17 protein-coding genes are annotated in these 21,363 nt (G+C 55.4%); 6 read left to right on the top strand and 11 right to left on the bottom strand.

The genetic code is table 11. From position 1 onward, the window contains the following. Positions 1–305: 305 nt before the first annotated feature. The gene (locus HZS52_RS23920; protein WP_022519817.1) at positions 306–1,418 is read left to right on the top strand and encodes an MFS transporter; all 1,113 of its coding nucleotides are present in this window, start codon (positions 306–308) and stop codon (positions 1,416–1,418) included. Positions 1,419–1,489: 71 nt separating this feature from the next. On the opposite strand, the gene HZS52_RS23915 is transcribed toward HZS52_RS23920, so the two are convergent. Next, positions 1,490–2,755, bottom strand: a complete 1,266-nt coding sequence (locus HZS52_RS23915; protein WP_223828017.1) for an AAA family ATPase — start codon at positions 2,753–2,755, stop codon at positions 1,490–1,492. Between the two features lie 383 nt (positions 2,756–3,138). On the opposite strand from HZS52_RS23915, the gene HZS52_RS23910 reads away from it, so the two are divergent. Beyond that, positions 3,139–3,309, top strand: coding sequence for a DUF2790 domain-containing protein (locus tag HZS52_RS23910; protein ID WP_190373888.1), 171 nt, complete (start codon positions 3,139–3,141; stop codon positions 3,307–3,309). Between the two features lie 513 nt (positions 3,310–3,822). On the opposite strand, the gene HZS52_RS23905 is transcribed toward HZS52_RS23910, so the two are convergent. From HZS52_RS23905 to HZS52_RS23865, 9 genes are all read right to left on the bottom strand, one after another. Further along, positions 3,823–6,978, bottom strand: coding sequence for an efflux RND transporter permease subunit (locus HZS52_RS23905; RefSeq protein WP_190373887.1), 3,156 nt, complete (start codon positions 6,976–6,978; stop codon positions 3,823–3,825). A gap of 3 nt (positions 6,979–6,981) precedes the next feature. Beyond that, complete coding sequence (locus HZS52_RS23900) at positions 6,982–8,079, bottom strand: efflux RND transporter periplasmic adaptor subunit (RefSeq protein WP_223828016.1); 1,098 nt, start codon at positions 8,077–8,079, stop codon at positions 6,982–6,984. Between the two features lie 88 nt (positions 8,080–8,167). After that, positions 8,168–8,707, bottom strand: coding sequence for a class I SAM-dependent methyltransferase (locus tag HZS52_RS23895; protein WP_223828015.1), 540 nt, complete (start codon positions 8,705–8,707; stop codon positions 8,168–8,170). Positions 8,708–9,348: 641 nt separating this feature from the next. Next, positions 9,349–9,678 (bottom strand): hypothetical protein, encoded by a 330-nt coding sequence (locus HZS52_RS23890; RefSeq protein ID WP_190373884.1) that lies wholly within the window; start codon positions 9,676–9,678, stop codon positions 9,349–9,351. A 107-nt stretch (positions 9,679–9,785) separates the two neighbouring features. After that, a complete protein-coding gene (locus HZS52_RS23885; protein WP_190373883.1) occupies positions 9,786–10,937 on the bottom strand; it encodes an alpha/beta hydrolase in 1,152 nt (383 codons plus the stop codon). A 130-nt stretch (positions 10,938–11,067) separates the two neighbouring features. Beyond that, positions 11,068–11,493, bottom strand: coding sequence for a Rid family hydrolase (locus HZS52_RS23880; RefSeq protein WP_039858846.1), 426 nt, complete (start codon positions 11,491–11,493; stop codon positions 11,068–11,070). A 49-nt stretch (positions 11,494–11,542) separates the two neighbouring features. Continuing rightward, positions 11,543–12,907: an ATP-binding protein gene (locus tag HZS52_RS23875; protein WP_190373882.1), complete on the bottom strand. Its 1,365-nt coding sequence runs from the start codon at positions 12,905–12,907 to the stop codon at positions 11,543–11,545. Further along, on the bottom strand, positions 12,876–13,562 hold the full coding sequence (locus tag HZS52_RS23870; protein WP_009286853.1) for a response regulator transcription factor: 687 nt from the start codon (positions 13,560–13,562) through the stop codon (positions 12,876–12,878). Before HZS52_RS23870 ends, HZS52_RS23875 begins: the two co-directional genes overlap by 32 nt. Further along, complete coding sequence (locus HZS52_RS23865) at positions 13,562–14,377, bottom strand: MipA/OmpV family protein (RefSeq protein WP_190373881.1); 816 nt, start codon at positions 14,375–14,377, stop codon at positions 13,562–13,564. The genes HZS52_RS23870 and HZS52_RS23865 overlap by 1 nt, the downstream gene beginning before the upstream one ends. Before the next feature lie 213 nt (positions 14,378–14,590). On the opposite strand from HZS52_RS23865, the gene HZS52_RS23860 reads away from it, so the two are divergent. From HZS52_RS23860 to HZS52_RS23850, 3 genes are read left to right on the top strand one after another with little or no spacing between them, the layout of a single operon-like run. Continuing rightward, complete coding sequence (locus HZS52_RS23860; protein WP_223828014.1) at positions 14,591–15,712, top strand: efflux RND transporter periplasmic adaptor subunit; 1,122 nt, start codon at positions 14,591–14,593, stop codon at positions 15,710–15,712. Next, positions 15,709–18,771, top strand: coding sequence for an efflux RND transporter permease subunit (locus tag HZS52_RS23855; protein ID WP_190373879.1), 3,063 nt, complete (start codon positions 15,709–15,711; stop codon positions 18,769–18,771). The genes HZS52_RS23860 and HZS52_RS23855 overlap by 4 nt, the downstream gene beginning before the upstream one ends. Positions 18,772–18,799: 28 nt before the next feature. After that, positions 18,800–19,366, top strand: coding sequence for a sugar O-acetyltransferase (locus HZS52_RS23850; protein ID WP_190373878.1), 567 nt, complete (start codon positions 18,800–18,802; stop codon positions 19,364–19,366). A 142-nt stretch (positions 19,367–19,508) separates the two neighbouring features. Here HZS52_RS23850 and HZS52_RS23845 read toward each other — a convergent pair whose 3' ends face one another. Continuing rightward, positions 19,509–20,252 (bottom strand): SDR family oxidoreductase, encoded by a 744-nt coding sequence (locus HZS52_RS23845; RefSeq protein ID WP_022519833.1) that lies wholly within the window; start codon positions 20,250–20,252, stop codon positions 19,509–19,511. A 166-nt stretch (positions 20,253–20,418) separates the two neighbouring features. On the opposite strand from HZS52_RS23845, the gene HZS52_RS23840 reads away from it, so the two are divergent. Then, positions 20,419–21,351, top strand: coding sequence for an AraC family transcriptional regulator (locus HZS52_RS23840; protein WP_190373877.1), 933 nt, complete (start codon positions 20,419–20,421; stop codon positions 21,349–21,351). Positions 21,352–21,363: the final 12 nt, after the last annotated feature.

Raw genomic sequence — 21,363 nt, 5'->3', positions numbered from 1 at the left:
CCGCGATTTTTGCCAGCTCGTTATAACCCTTCTGCACCGTAATAATACATCGTCGATACGTTAAACCTGCTTCTTTTAGCCACTGCACCCACGCTTAACACTCTCTTCTTTAGGCCTAATTAGCCAGTTCATCATTTATCTTGACCTCAAGTTAACCTGAGGTTTTAAAGTAAGCGCCGATTCTTATTTTAGCAATGGCCGATAAAGGGTGGGCAGTGGGTATGCGCAATAGCAATTCGAGATCAATACCGTTGGTAAGAACGATCCTTCTGATCATTCTGATTGGGCTCAACCTGAGGCCATCCATGGCGGCTATTGGCCCGCTGGTTGAGGCAATCCGGTATGATGTGAGTCTTTCATTTACACAGCTGTCGCTTTTAACCACGTTACCGGTACTAGCGATGGGGTTGGGGTGTTTTGTTAGCGCGTTGCTTGCAAAGCGGATCGGCTTTAATAGCGTGATTACCCTGGCGCTTGCGTCGATTGCTTTATCGGACGCGTTACACTGGTTTGGCTTCGGGTATACAGGCTTATGGGCAGCCGCGCTGGGCGCCGGCATTGGCATAGCCTTTATCCAGGCGGCACTTCCTGCGGTGATAAAACAGGCGGCAGGCGAGAAAACCCCGATGGTGATGGGGTTCTACATTGCCTCCATCATGGGGGGCGCGGCTCTAGCCTCTGCCATTACGCCTGTGGTGAGTGATTATATTGGCTGGCAGAGCGCCTTGGCGTTATGGGGACTTTTAGCACTTGCAGGGCTCGTTTGCTGGGTGATGCGCAGGCGAATACTGCCAGCCCCTAGTCAAAACAACAGTGTTAGCATCGCTTTTTCAGCGATGGCTCGGCAGCCTCGGTTTTGGTCGTTGGCGATTTTCTTTGGTTTAGGTACGGCGGGTTATACCTGCCTTCTGGCTTGGATTCCGCCCACCTTTATCAATTTAGGCTGGTCTCAAACGCAAGCGGGGCTGGCGCTTAGTTGGCTAACTGCCATTGAGGTGATGGCTGGCCTAACGTTTCCCATACTGGCTCAACAGATGAAAGACCGTCGCCCGGTGTTATTGCTGGTGCTTCTGTTATCGGTGGCGGGCTTTTTGCTTCTTGGGCTAATGCCTAAAACAATGGCTTGGTTGGCAACCGCGCTGCTGGGGTTAGGAATTGGAGGCCTTTTTCCCTTAAGCTTGATCATCACTATGGATCACTCAGACGACCCCGTGCTATCTGGTCAGCTTGCTGCTTGGGTACAAGGGATCGGCTATCTCATCGCCTCTTTAGCACCTATCGCGGCGGGGTTGATAAAAGACTTACTGGGAGGGTTTGAGCAGGCATGGCTGATGCTTGGGGTGATTTTTATTGGGCTGATAGTGATGAGCCTACGTTTTGATCAATCTAAAGCACCCCAACAGCTACACTTTAGTTAGCGAAAAGGGCTTCTAGGCAAACTAAATGGAAAAGACGAAACGCTAGTGTCCTCGGTTCGTTAGCGTTCTGCTTAATCCGCCCACTGCCAGGGCGGTTCATCTAGCCACCCCTGGCCTAGGATAACGGTCTCACCAAACTCTTTATCCAGCGCGATAGAGTTACAGGCCTGATCTTGCTCCAGTGTTGCCACTAAGCGTGGCGCGTGGGAGACCACCCACACCTGAGTTTCCCTCGATGCACGGATAATCAGGCGGCCCAAGGCGGGAAGCAAATCCGGATGTAGACTGGTTTCTGGCTCATTCAACACTAGCAAGGAAGGCGGCCTGGGTGTGAGCAGCGCCGCCACCAGCAACAGATAGCGAAGCGTGCCGTCTGATAGTTCGGACTGGTTTAAGGGGCGCAACAGCCCCTTTTGTAGAAACTGCAGTAGAAAGCGATTCCCAGCATCGGCCCCAAAATCAATCGTTGCGCCGGGGAAGGCGTCTTCAATTGCCTCATACAAGGCCTTTCGGTCGCCAATCTCGTGTATGGTGCGCAATGCGGCCACTAGGCTGTGGCCATCGTGATCCAGCACCGGGGTACGGGTACCGATTTGCGGTGTGCGGATGATGGAGTGCGGATCGGTTCGGAACTGATCGTAGAAGCGCCAATGACGAATAGTTTGCCGAACCGCATGGACTTCAGGCACGGCGATCGGGTCACTGATTTCGTTCAGAATGCTTTCGTAACTGTTAAGGTGGGCGCCGTAAACCTGCCATTTACGACCTGCACGCACTTTGACCACAGACCCAACTCGGTCAATCAAACAGCTGCTGGGTCGGCAAACATCGCCTGCCCAAATGCATTCCCGTTTTATTTCGGGGTCGAACTGGAACATGGACGGGTCTTGGTAGCCCGCAAAGCCCTGAGGTGCGGGCATCCCCAATGAAATGGCGTAGCCGAAATCTTCACCCACAAAACCCAGCCTAAGCCGGGGACTGTTTTTCTTGGCAGTGCCCTCGATGGGATCGAAGCCGTCTCTCATGCCTCTGGTGAGTTTTTCCGGGCCAGCCCAGAAGGTGTTATCAAGCCCGCCTTCTTGAGCAATCGATGAGATAAGATTGCCTTTGGCTGTTTCTGCCAATAACCGCAGCGCTTTGTATAAATTGGATTTGCCGCACCCGTTGGGCCCAGTCACTACATTGAGACTCGACAGGGGAGAGACAACGTTTTTCAGGCTGCGGTAGTTGGATACGGCAAAGGTGTTGATCATAGGCTCTGCGGCGTTGGGGGCTGGCTGCTCTGAGTAGCGTGAAAATAACAGTTTAGCCCCAAGTGCCCCCTCACTAGAAGACATCGATAGCTGGAGATCTTAAGTGCCAATTGAGAGGCGGAATGTTGATATCCTCGATTTCGGTGAGGGTTTTGGTCGGCAGTTGCCTTTATTCTGTACTAGCTGTCTGACGAGAGTTTCATGCGGGCATCACTTCTTCTCAGTATTAAAAGATTCTCGGAAATATACCGAAAGACTGGATCAGGCAAGAACGAAAGAGTATTTGGCATTCTGATCCGTTCATTTTGAATCTATCATTCATATGCTGATGAAGCGACTAGCAAACCAAGCCTTCTTCTCTAAAAGAGCTAATTAACTCACATGTAGGAAATTAGAGGGGGAAGCGATCCATGAGGTTGCTTTTAGCTCAGTAGGTTGATCGAGTAGTTAAACGTAAGGAGTGAATCATGAAACTTTTAAATGCGGCCTTAATCATTGCATTACTGCTTTCTTCAGGCGTAGCACTTGCTGAAAGAGGCTCGGATGAAGATAACAGGATTGTTTATTCTGGATCGACATCTACAGACAGCGGTAATCAGGATATTCCGGCCTCCCAGGTGCTTTCTGACAACCCTTGAACAGAGCTAAGTAGGTCAGTTGTAGGTAGTGTGTTTTGATGTGAATTAAAGTCATTGAAACTGCTCGGTGGCATGTGGATTTTAAATTAATCACATGTCACAGGGTTGGTCGAGTGATGGCTAGTTATTTAAGGATAAGGAGTAAATTATGAAAATTTTAAATGCAGCCTAAATAATTATATTAGTACTTTTCTCAGGTGAAACATCCGTTGAGAGAGGTTCCGATGAAGATAAAGAGATTGCTTAGCTCGAGTAAATGTTTTCGCAACAAGCGAAAGGGGTTTTCCATTATCTGACACGCTGGTTATAAACCTTAAAGCGAACTACTGATCTTGATATAGACAGTAATGCCGGGCGGGCCTAGTAATTTTAGGCCCGCCCGTTTATTTTCAGGCTTCCATTTGATTCAGTAAGGTTGAGATTTTACGCTACCTCCTAGGGCTGCAGTCTCAATAGCCAAGCACAACATTTACCCCATTAGGTGAAGTGTTGCTTTGTCCAGCCCCGCGCCTTTCATGGTGTTGAGCGTTGAGCCCTGCGCGATGATACCCATCCGGCAATATGCCGGTACCCGCTTATGGCGGCTACCATCAAACTGGGCAGGAACGTCAGGGTGATGACCGTGGAAAACGCGATGCCGAACATCACGATGGCGCCCAGGCCACGGTAGAGTTCTGTGCCCGCCCCGGGAATCAGTACCAGAGGAGCGATACCGAAGATGGTGGTCAGGCTGGACATCAGGATCGCGCGCAGACGGATATTGACCGCATCGTCGACTGCCGCGACGATGGATTCCGCGCCTTCTTCCAGCCGCTTGTAGGTTTCCTGAACGATCAGGATCGGATTGTTGACGACGGAGCCGAGCAATACCAGGAAACCTAGGAGTGTGATCATATCGAAAGGCTGGTGGATGCCAAACGGAGCGCCTACGCCGTTGAGTATCGCCAGCCCAAGAATCCCACCCGCGAGCCCCAAAGGAATCGTGGCCATGACGAATAACGGCCGCCCCCAGTGGCGGAAAATCGCCACGAGCATCAGATAGCACAACAGCACCGCGATCATGAAATTACCCGAGACTGCTTCGCGGGTGGCTTGCAACTGGTCGCTGGCACCGGTGATATCTATCGAGACGCCGTGCGGGATCTCACCGTCACTGCGCATGGCCCCGATCAGCTCGTTTTGCACGCGTTCGACGCCCGTTTCCAGCGCCACCGAGCGCGGCGGCACGATATTCAGCGTCACCGTGCGGCGCCCGTCCAGCCGTCGAATGCTGTCCGTATCGACGGACTCGTTCAAATCGGCCAATGCAGAAAGTGGCAGCACGTCGCCAGAAGGTGTGGCAATGGGCAGGTCACCCAGGCGCTCTGCCCGCTGATCGCTACCCGCGCTGCTGAATAGGTAGATGTCGACCCGACGGTCATCCAGGATCATTTGGTCGGCAAACGCACCATCGCTTAGCGCCGCCACGGAATAGCCAAAGCGCTCAGCGTCGAGCCCGACTTCCACCAGACGCTCCCACCGAGGCTGGATCTCCAGCAATAACTGATCCAGGCTGAGTGAGCTGGGTTCGGAACCAATCTGCGCGTCGTCGAACAGTGCTCCTGCGCGGGCATAGGCAAGGCTCGCAACCTGATAGATCTCGGCAAGATCAGAGCCGGAAATGTCCATGTTGATACTGCGCGTACCGCCATCGTTGGTGGAGATGATGGAGCCCCGTGAGGCGAATGCGCGCATGCCCGGCCAGGCCGTAAAGCGTGCCTCGAGGGCGCCCATTAATGCTTCCAGATCGGTTGGATCTTTCGGATCGGTAATGACACGAATGCCCTGGGCATCGACGAACATGGCGAAGAAGCGCAGTGCGGGCATATTCGTTTCGCCACGGTGGAAGCGTGCCGGTTCGTCATCAAGACGCTGCTGCAGCTCCGGGATTAGCTCCTGCGCGATGGATTCCATCTCCGTCAGGTTGTAGCCCGGCGGCGCGATCATGTTAGAGAAGATGCGCGCCTCTTCGCCTTCCGGCAAGTACTCCGCCGGAGGGGTTAGCCACACCACGACCCATGCCGACAAGCCAAGCATGCCGAGTAGAATCATCGTTCGCCGCATCGGACGGCTATAGGCGCGGGTGATCCAGCGGCCGATGTGGTCAAAGGCGCCGTCCTTGACGGTAACATCTGGCTGTATTGCCGGTAGCAGCCGCGCCGCCATCGCCGGTAGCACGGTCACCGCAACGGCCATCGACGCAAGAATAGAAGAGGAAATCGCAATCGCGATATCCGAATAGAGCTGTCCGGCTTCCTCCTGAATGAACAGTGTGGGGGCAAATACCAGGACTGACGTAAGCGTGCTCGCCATGACCGCCGTCCAGACCCGGCGCACACCCGCCACTGCAGCATCGAAGGGTTTTAGGCCGCGTCGTCGTGCTTGATCGATGCTTTCGAGGACGACGATGGTGTTGTCGAGCGTCATGCCGATGGCAAACGCTACGCCGGCCAATGAGATAACGTTCAGCGTCCGGCCTGCGAGTAACAGGCCGATAAAGGCGGCGATCGTACAGACCGGTATGGCAATCACCCCGACAAAGGTGCTGCGCGCCGAACGCAGGAAGGCAAACATTATCAGTGTTGCCAGCAGTGTCCCGAGTAAAAGGTTATTCCAGACGTTGGCGACCGAGTCTTCAACGTAGCGCGCATCTTCGTTGATCAGCGTCATTTCAAGACCCAGCGGCACCAGAATCTCGTCGCTGATCGCCTCGACTTCCGGCAGTACGGCATACTTGGTCTGGACGACATTCGATCCCGTTTCGCGGCGCACCGCCAGGATCAGTGAAGGTAGGCCGTTATAGAATGCCTGGGTACGCATTTCATGGTGACTGAGCCGGATATTGGCCAGTTCGGAGAGCCGCATCAAGGCGCCCTGGCGCTCGGCAATGATCAACTCGCCCATATCGGCGGGCTCGTGGAAGCGGCCGATCGTGCGTGCCATCACACTGCGCTTTCCACTGTCCAGGTCGCCCGCTGAACTGTCGACGTTACGGGTCTGTAGTGCATTGCGAACATCGGTCATGTCGAGCCCGCGTTCGGCCAAACGGTACGGATCGATTTCTACCCGCACCTGTCGTGCTTCCGCGCCCCATATTTCCACGAGCGAAACACCATTGACGCGCTCCATACGGGGGCGCACCTCATCCTCCAGAAAGTTGCGCATCATCGCCAGATCGAGATTTTCCCCACTCTCTGCATGTGGCCCGATGCGGAAATACATGAAAGGTTCGTCTGAGGAAGAGACTGTCGTCAGGGCGGGGGCATCGACATTTTCAGGGTAGCTGGATACTTGGCTAAGCGCGTTGTTGGTGCGTATCAGCGCTTCATTAATGTCGACGCCGAAGGGAAACTCCAGCTCAATACTGGCTTGGCCGATGCTGGCGGTGGAAACCATTCGTTGGAGATTGGGCAAGGTGCGGAGGTATTGTTCCTGCTCGATAAGGATCTCTTGCTCCACGTCACGGGGAGACGCCCCAGGCCAGCTTGTCTCCACGCTGATGGTGCGTACTTCCAGGTCGGGAATCATCTGAACCGGTACCCGCAGTGCAGCAGTGATCCCCAGCAAGCACAGGATCAGAACCGCGACGGCAATCAGGGTGCTGTGGTGAATAACGCGTCCGAAATCCATGTGTTAACGCTCCACCACTTCTACGGACTGACCGTCGGTCAAGGCCTCGTTGCCTCGGGTGACGACCGGATCGCCCTGGCGCAGGGTGTCGCCTGCAACGGCGACCTGACCGCCCTGTTCATACAGAATTTGCACCTGGCGCCGGCGGGCGATGCGTTCATCGTCTGTGTTATCGACGATGTAGACGCTGTGACTACCATCCGGTTGGCGCAGCAACGCATCGCGACTGATGGCCAACGTATCGGTTGCTTGCGGGGGTAAAGAAATTTCTGCTCGGGCGGAGGTGCCAGGAAGTAATCGACCCTGTGGATCGTTTACCAGTAGGCGAAGTAGAAAGGTTCTCGCCTCGGGGTCGGTGACGGGAACCCGTGCAATGATCTGCGCTGGCAATGGGGTGTCATCCAGCGTATCGGCATATACTTGCGCTTGTGCCTGCTCATCTAGCTGCCCAAATCGCTCTTGGGGCACTTGCACATCCAGACGTATACGATCAATCGTGACTAACGATAACACCGGCGTTCCCCGTTGCACCCATTCGCCAACTTCGGTGAGTTTTTCGGCGACGACGCCTGGGAAGGGGGCTGGCAAACTGTGCCGTTCAACCAGTTCTTCCTGCTCTCGTGTGGCTGCTTGAGCGGAGGCTGCCGATGCCCGTGCTAGATTTAGCGCGGCAACACGCGATGCGACCTCTGTTGCGGGGATGGCCTGACGTTCAGCGAGCCGCTGTGCCTCATTTACCAAGCGTTCAGCCTCTCGCACCGAGGCGTTTGCCTCTTCCTCCTGAGCGCGAGCACGCGTGAGCGCCTGTTGTGCAAGGGCCGGGTCGAGTTCGAGGAGTAGCTGTCCGGTCTCAACATGATCACCCGCTTCAACATGCACGCGTGCCACGAGTCCGTCCGCGCGAGGGGAGAGACGTGTCTGGCGCTCAGCGGTTAGGGTGCCCGTAAGCGACAACTGCTCGCCTAACGTCGCCAGTTCCGCTGGTACCGCTGAGACAGGTACGGCAGCACGCTCATTGTCACTTATATTATCGTCAGCAGGGGTGCCACAGGCGGTCAGCAGAAAACAGGCGAATCCAGAAAGCCAGAATTTGATGGTCATTGTCATCCTCTCCGGCCATCCTCTGCTAGGAGAAAAGCCATCAGTGGGTTCCGATTACTGTGAATGGAGTAGTGCAGATGACACTCCGTCATCGCACGCTGATGCGCTCACCGCTAGCGGCAGGACGAGGCTTACGTCGAACGATGCGGTAGACGGTAGCGGGAGGGACGTTTACGAGTATGCGACCGACACGCATTGCTTTCAGCCCAAGACGATCGAGCAGCGTTCGTGGGATCGGGCAACGGGGGCCATAAGTGAACTGATAGAAAGATCCTTCGGGCCGCATTTTGGCAAAAGCACCGTCCAGAATGGCGATCATCTTGCGTGGAGACATTGACAGCATGGGCAACCCACTGACGACAGCACCGGCATGTGCCCCGTCGAAAAACTCAACTTCGTGTAGCCGTGAAGCATCAATACAAAATGTGTGAGCATGCCCGAAGCGATGCTGTAGCTTGGTAACGAATGCCGCGTCATTCTCGATTAATGCTATGTTTTTCTGGTCGATACCACGCTCAATGAGTGCGTGTGTAAAGACACCCGTCCCCGGCCCAAGCTCGATGATCAGACCCGTATCCGTAGATATTTCCGAGGTGATAAGGTTGGCCAGCGCTCGACCAGAAGGCATGAGCGCACCAATACTCAGTGGGTTAAAGAGCCAAGCCTTGAAGAATAAAAATGTATCGGAAAGGTTTCTAAGTTCCATAGCTTTTCTAAACTCTTCCAAAGGATCGAAGACGGCAGCATCTGCGAAGGCTATCGATTGTTACCAAGACCCTGCCTACTATTAATACTTCGCTGCTCTCTATATGTGATTATCTCTGCTTACCGAGCCGGGCTATCAAAACTTTTCGCTGGAAATGAAAAGTAAGCCATGGTTATGCCCACAGTGTGTCAAGAATTGGGTATTTTGTAGCAAGGTGCATCAAGACAACTAAAGCGCGGTAAATGTTGCTGAAGCCACACAGCTACTTATCCACCGGAGGAGAGTTCTATTGCGAATGGTCGAGACCAAACTCATCTAATGCTAAGCAGTGGTTTCAGGCGAATGATGATTGGCGGTCGGGGGGGGGGAGCGGCACATTGAAAGAAAAGAGACTGTCTTTGACTTACCGAGTGAGTTTCCTCCGGCTTGCGAGTGACACTGTGCTGCTACCTGTCTCTTCCAGCAAGTATATTCGAGGGGCTGCTTTTCTCAGATTCTGCGGCCAAGTCGTTATTAATGATTAATTCGTCATTTGATATTCAGCACAGCAATTAAGAAGTGGATTAGGCCAACAAAAATATAACTAAAAGAGTCCCTACGCCTGCCACTCCTATTGTATTGGTGCACTCTAGTATCTCATCCTCAATATCACTCAGTAGCCAAGCTGTAGTGCTTTTTGATTTTACTTTGGAAAAGATTAAGGCTGTAGTGCTAGCTTCAACGCTAAAGACGGCAATGATGTTTTCAATTGATCCTGCATCAAGAAGTGTCATGGGTAACGCTAAAAAGGCAGTTAAAGTTATTGTGATGCGTAAAGCAAAGCACTGTGAATGACTTAAAGTTCCAGGAGTTTCTGATAGCCAAGCATTTGTGAATAACGTTTTCTCTTCCATGCATAGCGTTACAAGAAAACACTTGGATAGTGAAAATATAGATATAACCATCTTATTGCACCTATTCTCCATGAGTCCCGAAAAACTCAGTCGGGGAGGGACGTCGATTAGTCTCCTGTTACCTCGCGAATACCATCGAGGAGGTCGTAAAAATAGGGATTCCAGGTCAGTCGAGCGTGGTATTTTTCCGCGTCGCTCTGCCCCCATGCGCCGAACCACAGGGCATCCGGGTCGTCGGGCGGCGCGAGGCCATCCTGGCCGTTTTCCAGCATGAGGTAGCTACCCGCTTGACCGTAATAGGTATTCTCGGGCGCAAACAGCACATTCATGTGGGAAAAGTTGCTGATTCGCCGGTCGGGAAGGTGGCTGGTAAAGGCGGTGACGCGGGGGTCGTCAAGGTGCTGTGGTGGATCGCCGTACCAGATGAAGCGCGATTGTTGGTTGGGAAAGCGGTTTTGAAAGGCAATGAGCGTCGCGTTGGGGTCAAGGACACTATCATGTTGACTCATCGTCATCAGGACAGGTTTATTAAAGTGTGAGGTTTTGAGATTTTTTTGCACGGTACTGACCGAGTGATAATAGAGCGAGGCCCCTCGCGCAGGAAATGATTGGTAAGTGACGATATTGTCTTCATCATCGATATCGAGCCAGTCCCATAAATAGGCAATGGTCGGGGCGAGAAATAGATAGTGGGTATCGGGGTAAAATCCAGGAGAAAACAGCAGCAGGCCATCGACATTGTCGTCTGTGAACGCATGGGAGGTGACCAGGTTGCCGCCGGTTGAGAAACCGCCAAGCCAAAGCTCATCGACCTCGGCTGCTAGCAGTTCCGCGTGATGGGCAATGATTTTTTCCCAATCATCATTATCAGGCAGCATCAGATCGGCTGGGCGTGTGCCGTGGCCAGGCAGAAGGATGGAGCGAACCAGCCAGCCGTCATTCGCCATGGCGGTGGCGATATCGATGAAATACCACGGGCTTGCGCCCAGTCCATGCACTAACAGGATACCGCGTTTGGCCGGTTTATCAGGGCGGAGTTCGAACGGCGTATTGAGCTGTATTTCAAGGTCGCGGTCGTCACTGATGAAAGCGCGGTTATCCGCAATCCATGCACGTGTTTCGCGCACATATTGATCGAAACTCTCCTGATCATAGCGAGGCAGGTTTTCTGAGGGTTGAAAACCCTGCGAATCCGGTGGCACGGCGCAGGAAGCCAGCAAGAAAAGTGTGAAAAGTAGAACGTTCAGGCGGCTAATCATGAAACCCTCTCTGTAGGTGCTTGCCTCTGACAGAGAGCCACAAATGTGCTCCCCCTTATTTAGAATGATCGGGCAACCGGGCGGTGCGGTGTTTAACGAGCAGCGTTATTATTTCGACGGTTACGGTCATTTAGCTGTTTAAAGCAAACCCCGGCAGCACTGCCTCGGCCTCGATAGCGATTAACCATTCCGGTTCGGCAAGGCCGTACACAATCAACCAAGTAGCCGCCGGCGGGGCGGTGGGGAAACGATGCTTCAGCGCCTCCATTACCACTTGCTGGTCGTAGCGAGCGGATTCGGCTAAGTAGATTCTCAACATCACCACCCGCAAGAGATCGCCGCCGAGGCTTGATAGCAATCGTTCGATATTGTTCAGCGCTGCTTCGGTCTGCTCGGGAAGTTCAGGGCCCGCTAAATGGCCTTCGGCATCGACCCCTACCTGGCTGGACATCAGTACCCGGGAGCCTCCCTGAACTAATACGGCTTGGCTGTGACCTTCGATCAAGGTATCGGGCAGGTTGGGCGGATTTAGGGGCTTGCGTCTTAAAATTTGCATGACCACCTCGTTGATAAGTGATGTAGGGCGCTGTTTGCAGGGATTAACCCTAGGCTTCTTTGCGTAGCGTCATGATCAACCCGGGATGGGCGTTGTGAGCCGAAAGCACCCAGCCGTGTGCCATGGCGATTTCCTGGCAGATGGCCAGCCCCAAACCAGCACCATGGTCGCGTCGATGTGCACCTCGCCAGAAACGAGAGAACAGCAGAGACAGCTGTTCAGGCTCGACGCCAGACCCTCGGTCACGCACGGTTATCGTATTGCTCTGGATTTCCATGCTGACGAGAGTCTGCGCGGGGGCATGCTGGATGGCGTTCTCCAGCAAGTTCTTGAGCAGAGTGAAGCATGCCCCGTGATCAGCCTTCCATGTCACCCCTTGATCCGCGGCAAGCACCGTTAAATGCACGTCGGCGGACTCCGCCATGCGTTGCAAGTAGATGGAAGCTTCGTGGGCGATGTCGTGCATTCGAACAACGCTAAACTGGTAGTTGTGCGCCTCGCTCGCTTCGGCCAGAAGTAGCAGTTGTTGCACCTGGCGGGTCATGTACTCGACATCGCTCAATAGTTCCTTGCGGTCATTTCGCCCTTCCTCGAGCAACTCAACCTGCCCGCGGATCAGCGCCAGGGGCGTTTTTAACTCGTGGGCCGCGTGGCCGAGAAACTCCTGCTGCAGGCGATAACCCCGCCCAAGGCGTTCCAGAGCGTGATTGAAGCTATGTACCAGCGGGGCAATTTCCACAGGCACGGCGTCCGTATCGAGACGGGCGTCTATAGAGCGCGGCGAGATAGCCGCCGCCGATTTGGAAACATCGCGCAGCGGCTTGAGGGTTAAGCGCAAGGTAATGTAGGCGCATAGACCGAAGGCAACGAACATGACAAAGCCAAACACCAGTACGCCCGCTGCCACCAGTGGAAAGGCGACGAGATAGAGGACATCAACGAATCTTGAACTGGCGACGAACTGCAGATACCACGTTCTTTCACCATGCTCAAAGGGCTCCGTGGCACCGTAGAAAGTTCTGTCGTCATACTCAAAGGAAAAGGTGCCCCGCGCCAAACGCAGAACCTCGCCGTCGGCTGGCCAGAAAGCTTCTCTGGCACTCGAGGCCACCGCCACGTTCCCGGCATCATCCAGAATACGGTACGCCGTTTCGGGTTGTGGGCCTTCGTATAGCCAAGCGCGGTCGTCCATGCTGGCGTCGAAACCAACGGGCCGGCCACGGCTGTCGAACTCGACATTGTCCACCAGCCCATCGGCCGCGTCGGCCATATCCATACGAGGCAGTAGATCGCTCTGAAGCACCACTGCTGCGGCAATTACCAGCAGTGTGATACTCAGCACCATACCTGCCAAATAGGCCAGCAGCACCTTCAGCCTCAGGCTATTGAGCGTCATCCGCTTGACGAAGCGCATATCCCATCCCTCTCACGTTGGCGATCCGCTGGCGCGAACCGATGGCAAGCAGCTTGCGGCGTAAACGGTGCAGGGCGACATCCAAGGCGTTCGGTGTCACCGCCTCGCTTAGCCCCCAGGCCGCTGCTTCCAGCGCGCTGCGGCGAACTACCTCATCGTGCTTATATAACAGCAACTGCATGATGTGCAGCTCCGCCGGGGCGAGGGTAATGCTCTTGTCGCCGCTAAACAGAACGCCGCTTTCCGTATGCAGCCTCAGGTCGCCGTGAATGGGGTCGATTGAATGGAATTCCGCAGGGCGGCGTAGCAAGGCACGGACACGTGCCACCATCTCATCCATGGCAAACGGCTTGGGGAGGTAGTCGTCGGCACCGGCTTCGAGGCCTTCTAGCCTGTCATGCAGCGCATCGCGAGCCGTTAACACCAGGCAGGGCACGCTAAGGCCTGCGTTGCGCAACTTCTTGAGCAATAGCAGCCCATCGCCATCCGGCAAGCCACGATCGAGTACCAGTGCCTGGTAGGGCATCTGCTGAACGGCAGCCCAAGCCGAATCGATGCGGTCGACCACATCAACGCCGATACCGGCGTCCACCAGCCCTTTGCACATCAAGTGGGCTAGCCGGTCATGATCCTCGATCAGCAGTATGCGGCTCATCAGAATGTATAAAGATAGCCAACTAACACGGCGTTTTGGGTCGAACGATCCACCAGTGGGCTATCTTTGATTTCGTTCGCCAGGCTCGTGACCTCAACGCCTAACAGCACAGAGTGATGCTGGTCAAACTGGTACACGCCGCGCACCCCCGCCTCGATATTGGTAGCCGACTCTCCCTTATAGGCGGGGCGATCGAAGCGAACCTCATTATCGCGAACGCCGAAGTAGTAATCGACGTTCTTGTCGTCCTGCCAGGACGCCCCCACGTGTGGGGTTACCATTATATGTTCGCCGAATTCCCACGTTCTCTCCAGGCCAAGATCGAAGCGATGTCCGTCGCTGTTGCCGGAGACGTCGGTGAGCCATTCGGCACTAACATCAACGAAGTCGGTCTCCCATTCCATTTTGGCCCCCGCCCAAAATCCGCCCTTGCGCTCACGCATGCCGTTGAGAATCGGGGCATCGCCTGGCTCGTAGCCGCTCTCATCGTACTGGGCGACGATGCCGAAATTGAGCTGTTGTGAGTCGTTGATGACAAGACTCGGCAGTTTAAATTCGATTTCCGGTCCGAAGACACTAATGTACCGGTTTTCGATCAGGAACAAGGGAAATGGGGTGTTTTTCCTGTCGATACCGGCATAGGGATCCTGTTCGCTTATTGCGCCTACGCCCAATCCCCAAGTGGTTTCGTCTGAGTCCTCTTCGTCGGCGAACGCCAACGGAGAGACAATAACAAGACCACCGATACATGCGGCTGTCGCCAATCTTATAGTGATGAGGCGGCCGTTCAGTAATAGCGACTGATGATAACTCATGGTGGCACTCCTAGCATGGTTTGAAAGTGAGAGTGGTTTGAAAGTGCCATCATCAGGAGCGCTATCTTACGCGTTTCTTACTGGTGCCGGATTTATTTAAAACGTGACGTCAGTAAGAAATGAGAAAGGAAGGCAGACCGATAGTGGTTCAACTGAAATTCTTGGATTTTCTTTTTCATCAATGAATTGAACCCTTTGAAGCAGGCCTGGATTATGCCATTTCCAAAACGAAAAAGTTGTTTCGGCATTATGATTGTCGTGATTGCTAGCGCTGCCGCGCTGGCATGTATGCAGGCGGTGTCGTCGGAAAGTGATGCCGTCGCCGAACCGACGGCGCAGCCCTCACTATCAGTCAACGTGACGACATTAGAACCTCAGACGCTTCCAACGACGATTGCGGCCAATGGTGATATTGCTGCGTGGCAGGAGATCATTATCGGTACCGAAATCGGTGGCCTGCGGCTGGTCGACGTCAAGGCAGACGTGGGTGATGAGGTCACGGAAGGGCAGGTGCTGGCCGTTTATAACGACACGACCGTGCGCGCGGAGCTGGCTAGAAGCCGCGCCGCCGTGGCGGAAGCCGAAGCAACGCTTGCGGAGGCAACGGCTAACGCCCAACGTGCCCGGGGTTTGAAAACCACCGGGTCGCTTTCAGAACAGCAGATTCAGCAATACGAAACCGCCGAGCTCACCGCCAGGGCGAGGCTCAACGTTGCGCAAGCGCAGAATGAAGCCCAAGCGCTACGCTTGGCTCAGACGCAGGTTGCCGCCCCAGACGACGGTTTGATTACCTCCCGCACGGCCACTGTTGGCGCTGTTACAGGCGCCGGTCAGGAGCTGTTCCGATTGACGCGCCACGGTCGGCTGGAGTGGCGGGCCGAGGTCGCCGCGTCCGATCTGAATAAGCTGCGACCCGGCCAGACTGCCAGGATAAGCCTGCCTGGCGGCTACGACCTCGAAGGGCGCTTGCGCACCATCGCGCCGCTAGTGGACACCGCTACACGCAATGGTCTGGTTTATGTCGACCTACCGTTAAGCGACGTTGCCCGGGCGGGAATGTTTGCACGGGGTGAATTTGAACTGGGCAGCCGCCAAGTGATGACGCTTCCCCGTGCCGCGGTGCAGCTACGCGATGGCTTTGGCTACGTCCATCGCGTCAGCGATGCTGGCCAAATAACGGAGCTTAAAGTTTCCCTGGGCCAGCACTCGGGGGATCGCATTGAAATTCTCTCCGGCCTTGAACCTGGCGCCTTGGTGGTCGCCTCGGGCGGTGCTTTTCTTGGCAACGGTGATCAGGTGCGGGTGGTTGAGACCGACGCCGAGGAGGGGGTATGACGCTCAATACCTCATCCTGGGCGATTCGCAATCCTATTCCGGTTGTTCTGCTCTTCATCCTATTGACCTTCTGGGGGCTAATCTCCTTCCGAGGCTTGTTTATTCAGGACTTGCCGGATGTACAGCTGCCCCTCGTAGAGGTATCCGCCTCGTTGCCGGGGGCGGCTCCCGCCTTAATGGAGAGCGAGGTTGCCCGCAAGATCGAGGACTCCATCGCTACCGTCTCCGGCGTCAAAAACATCTCTACAACGCTGACGGATGGCAATGCCGACATTGCTATTGAATTCAGACTGGAAAAGTCCTTGCAAGAGGCTCTGGAGGATGTGCGCGACGCTGTTGCTCGCATCCGCTCAGATCTACCCGCCGACCTGCGTGATCCAGTGATTCGGAAGGGTGAGTTTTTCAGTGAGCCGATTGTACGCTACGCGGTGAGCTCCTCCGATCTAGACGATGAGGCACTCTCCTGGTTCGTCGATGACAAAATGACCAAGGCCGTCTTGTCGGTGCCAGGCGTTGGCTCGGTTCGGCGTATCGGCGGGGTCGATCGCGAAGTCCGCGTGGCATTGGATCCGAACCGCCTGCTGGCGATGAACACGACAGCGTTGGATATCTCACACCAGCTGCGCCAGGCGCAGTTGGAGGCGCCCGGTGGGCGCGTGGATGTCGGCGGAGCCGAACAGGCCGTGCGCATCATCGCCAACGCTGAATCCGCAGCTGAGCTTGCGACGATGGAGCTGGCACTCAGCGACGGTCGGCGTATTCGCCTTGATGAGGTGGCGACGGTTACCGATACCGTGGCCGAGCGGCGCTCGATGGCATTGCTTGATGGCGCGCCCGTCGTCGGCGTCGAGATGACCCGTGCCGAGGGGTACGGCGAGGTAGATGTGGCCGAGGGGGTGCAGGCTGCTGTTGCCGACTTGCAGGCGCAATATCCCCATGTCGAGGTCGAAGAAGCCTTCAATTTTGTTGGGCCGGTGCTGGAGAACTACCAGGGCTCCATGCACATGCTATTCGAGGGCATGGCGCTGGCGGTGCTGGTGGTGTTCTGCTTTCTACGCAATTGGCGGGCCACACTGATAGCGGCGGTCACGCTTCCGCTGTCGATCACCCCCACCTTCGCTTTCATGCACCTGGTGGGCTTCTCGCTCAATGTGGTGACGTTGCTGGCGCTCTCGCTGGTGATCGGGGTGCTGGTGGACGATGCCATTGTCGAGATTGAGAATATCGAACGGCACCTGCTGATGGGCAAGCCCCCGCGCCGGGCCGCCATGGACGCGGCGGCGGAAATTGGCCTGGCCGTTGTCGCCACCACCTTTACATTGATTGCCGTTTTTCTGCCCACGGCCTTTATGAGTGGCACCGTCGGGCAATTCTTCGTTCAGTTCGGTTGGACGGCCTCGGTAGCGGTGCTGTTTTCGCTGCTGGTGGCGCGTCTTCTCACGCCCATGCTGGCTGCGTATCTGCTGCGCAAACCCCAACATCCCTCGCGCGATCCAACGTGGATTAACTACTACTGGATCGTTGCTAACGGGTGCCTGCGCCACCGTAAGACAACGCTCCTCGCGGCGGCGGCCTGCTTTGCAGGAGGTATCTGGCTGGCCTCGACCCTGCCGGGGACCTTCATACCCCCCGATGATAATTCCCAGACGCAGGCGACGCTCACCTTGCCGCCCGGTAGCACCTTGTCTGAAGCGGAGGCGCTTGCCGAGCAGGCACGCTCACGACTGGAGACGCAACAGCATGTAGTCAGCGTCTTCGCGGCCGTCGGTGAGGACTCCGGCAGCAGTGACTCTGATGTGACCTCGGTGGAACTGACCGTTGGTTTGGCGGATCGCGCAACCCGCGCGGGCGTTACGCAGCAAGACATAGAGCAGCAGTTACGCATTGCACTCGCCACGCTTCCCGGCGTGCGAACTCGCGTAGGCGACGAGGGGGATGGCTATGAGTTGGTGCTCGCCGGTGAGGATAGCCGAGTGCTTGAACTGCATGCCCGCCAAGTCGAGCGGGAGATGCGCGCCATTCCCGGCATCGGCGCGGTGAGTTCGACGGCCAGCCTGGTCAGGCCTGAACTCATTGTACGCCCTGATTTTGCCCGCGCCGCCGACCTTGGGGTCTCGGCTCAGACCATCGCCGATACGCTGCGCATCGCGACCGTGGGCGATAACGCCGAGGACCTTCCTAAGTTGAACTTCAGCTCGCGTCAGGTGCCGGTGATGGTTCGGCTGGCGGATGCCGCTCGGGAGGATATGGCGACCCTTAAACGGCTACCAGTGCCTGGTGCGAACGGGCCAGTGCCGCTGGAGAGCGTGGCTAACGTTGAGTGGAGCAGCGGTCCTTCGGAAATCACCCGGCATGATCGTCTGCGCAACGTCAATTTCGAGGTGAGCCTGCAAGGGCAGCCTTTGGGAGAAATCGAACAGGCCGTGCAGGCACTGCCCAGTTTACGTCAGTTGCCGCGCGGCGTGTTTCAGAAAGCAGAAGGCGATGCAGAGGAAATGGAGGAGCTTGCCTCAAGCTTCGGAATTGCCATGCTGACCGGCGTGCTGTGTATCTATATGTTGTTGGTGCTGCTGCTCAAGGATTTCATGCAACCGGTCACTATTCTGGTGGCGCTGGTGCTCTCCGTACCTGGGGCTTTCCTGGCGCTGTTCCTCACGCAGACGCCCGTGTCGCTGCCTGCCATGATCGGATTGATCATGCTGATGGGCATCGCCACCAAGAACTCAATCCTGCTGGTGGACTACATCATTATTGCCCGTCGGGTGCATGGGTTGGAACGCGTGGACGCCATTATTGATGCCTGCAAAAAACGTGTCCGGCCCATCGTGATGACCACCATTGCCATGGGGGCGGGCATGATGCCGATCGCCCTAGGATGGGCTGGCGATCCCAGCTTTCGGGCCCCCATGGCCTTAGTGGTCATTGGCGGGTTGATCACGTCGACGCTGTTGAGCCTGCTGGTCATTCCTGTTGTTTACAGCTGTATTGACGATTTTGTGAACTGGCTGCGACGCTTGACGGAAAACTGCAGGGTGATAACAACGGCTGAGAGTGATTAATATTGGGCAAAATCTAGGAGGGTGACTAATGCGTTCAGAAAAAGACAAGATGCTAGCAGGAGAGCTCTATAACCCTGCTGATCCGCTACTGCTAAAAGAGCGTGAAGAAACAAGGCGACAAGTGAGGCTCTACAATCACGTATTGGAAACTGACGCCCAGCGCTTGAAAGCCTTGAAATCGTTGTTCGGATCGACGGGAGAAAACCTCTATATAGAACCTAATTTACGCTTGGATTACGGGTATAACATTCATGTAGGCGAAAACTTTTTCGCTAACTTCGACTGTATCCTGCTAGATGTTTGTGAAATACGCTTTGGCGATAACTGCATGCTTGGGCCGAATGTGCAGATTTATACGGCGACCCATCCGCTTGATCCGCATGAGCGCAATGCGGGTAAAGAATACGCAAAGCCGATTACGTTTGGCGATAACGTCTGGATTGGTGGCGGCGCCATCATTAATCCAGGCGTTAGAGTAGGCAATAACGTGGTCATAGCGTCGGGCGCTGTTGTAACCAAGGATGTACCCGATAATGTGGTGGTAGGCGGTAATCCTGCTCGCATAATTAAAAATATTGCAGTGAAGGGTGGGTAATCGTTAGCTTGCGTTGAGGTAAGGGCTTGTCTTCTATCCTTTATTCGCTCTGAGAATGGTTGACCGACGTGAATGGACAAATGCACTGTGGCCATCAGCAAACAGTGCATGTGCGAGTTAGAAGGCTAGAGGATAGGGGAGCTCACATCTTGCTGAGCATTTCGACCGCTTGATCGAAGTGTCCGTCACGCTCTGCCCAGCGTAAGAAATTGACTTTCTCCACCAAAATTTCCTTGGGTGTCGGTTGCTGTTGAAACAGTGTCATGACCTCTTCGATGTAATCATTGAGCGGCATATAGCCTTCACGGGTCGACTGGCCCGGCGTCAGCTCCGTCTGCACCGCAGGGGGCGCAAGCTCGATGAGCTCGACCTTACCCTTGAGCTGCTCGCGTAGTGAGATTGTGTAAGAGTGGATGGCTGCCTTGGTGGCGTTATAGGTGGGCGTGCCGCTTAACGGCACAAACGCTAACCCCGAGGAGACGTTCACGATCGCCGCGTCTGGCTGGTTTACCAGATGGTCGGTCAGTGCGTTCGTTAGCCGGATCGGCCCGAGTAGATTGGCAACGACTGTCTGCTCGGCATCGCTCAGGTCGCGGGTGCGGGACAAGTCCTCGCGCCGCATAATGCCCGCATTGTTGATCAGTACATTGAGGTTGGGGTGCTCGGCGATGACACGCTCAGCAAAGGCGGTGATCTCCTCTGGATCCTCAACATCGACAACCATCGCGTGCATGTCGCGCTGGCCAGCAATGGTCTCCTCCAGCGTTTCCATGCGCCGACCGGCGACGATCACGGTGTTGCCAAGCGCATTGAAACGTAAGGCAAGTTCACGACCAATCCCGGAGCCACCGCCGGTGATAAGTATGGTGTTTCCTGACATTTTCATGGTTTAACTCTCCGTCTACTTTTAGAGGCGAATGCCACTCACTTTTTACCAATTTGGCGGCGGCGGGGCTTGCCAGCATCTACAAAAAACTTGCCTGATCCTGTAGGCGAGAAGAAAAGCCTTCATCGCCATGCTAACGTTGAGCCGAAACGCTAGAGAAAAGCTCATGAACTCACTCAAACAGGCGGTTCAGACGTATGCCAAACGTCACGCCAATAGCGATGGTTTGGCGTTAACATCCGTGCCGGGCCTGCGAATGATGTGCGTCGAGGCGCCAGCTGGCGATCTGCAATCGGTCTATAAGCCACTGGTATGTTTGGTTCTCCAGGGCGCCAAGCGCATTCTTGTTGGGAAACAACAAGCGGTCTTGTCCGCCGGGGAGTCGGTGATCGTCAGCGCTGATATGCCCGTGGTGGGTAGGATTGTGCAGGCAAGTACGGAGGAGCCCTATCTAGCCGTTGCGGTCGAGCTGGATAGGGCGATCCTGCGTGAGCTAGCCGCTCATATAGGGAGTGCCCATGCCCAGCAACTACCCGAGATACCGACCTTATTTGCCGAAGATAGTGAAGTCGAGGTGATTGACTGCGTATCAAGGCTGATGAAACTGCTGGATCGCCCTGATTCAGCGCCGCTTCTTCGCCCAGGCATCATGCAGGAGTTGCATTACTGGCTGCTGTCGGGCCCTCAGGGGGCCGCTTTACGGGATATCGCCGACCCGGATAGCTACGCGAGCCGCCTTGCTGACGCCATTGCACTCTTGCGAGCCGAGTACACGTCTCGGGTGTCGGTGGAGCAACTAGCGGCAAAGGCAGGCATGAGCCTCAGCTCGTTTCACAAACACTTCAAGCACATGACCTCGCTAACGCCGGGACAGTATCAACAGCGGCTGCGTTTGATTGAAGCGCGCCGCCTCATGCTCGACGAGGGATGCTCCGCGAGTAATGCTGCCTTTGAGGTCGGTTACGAGAGCGTATCGCAATTCACTCGCGAATACGGCCGTCTTTTTCAAACACCACCGAAGCGCGATGCTCTCCGCTATCAAAAATCTCTCCAAGCCGTTAATGGAGACGTTCCTGAAGCGCAACGAATAGGCGCTTGAGGTACATGGCTG

This window comes from Vreelandella titanicae, from assembly GCF_014697095.1.
Lineage (GTDB): Bacteria > Pseudomonadota > Gammaproteobacteria > Pseudomonadales > Halomonadaceae > Vreelandella > Vreelandella titanicae.
The sequence above is the reverse complement of the archived record's forward strand: the minus strand, read 5'-3'. Positions and strand labels throughout refer to the sequence as shown.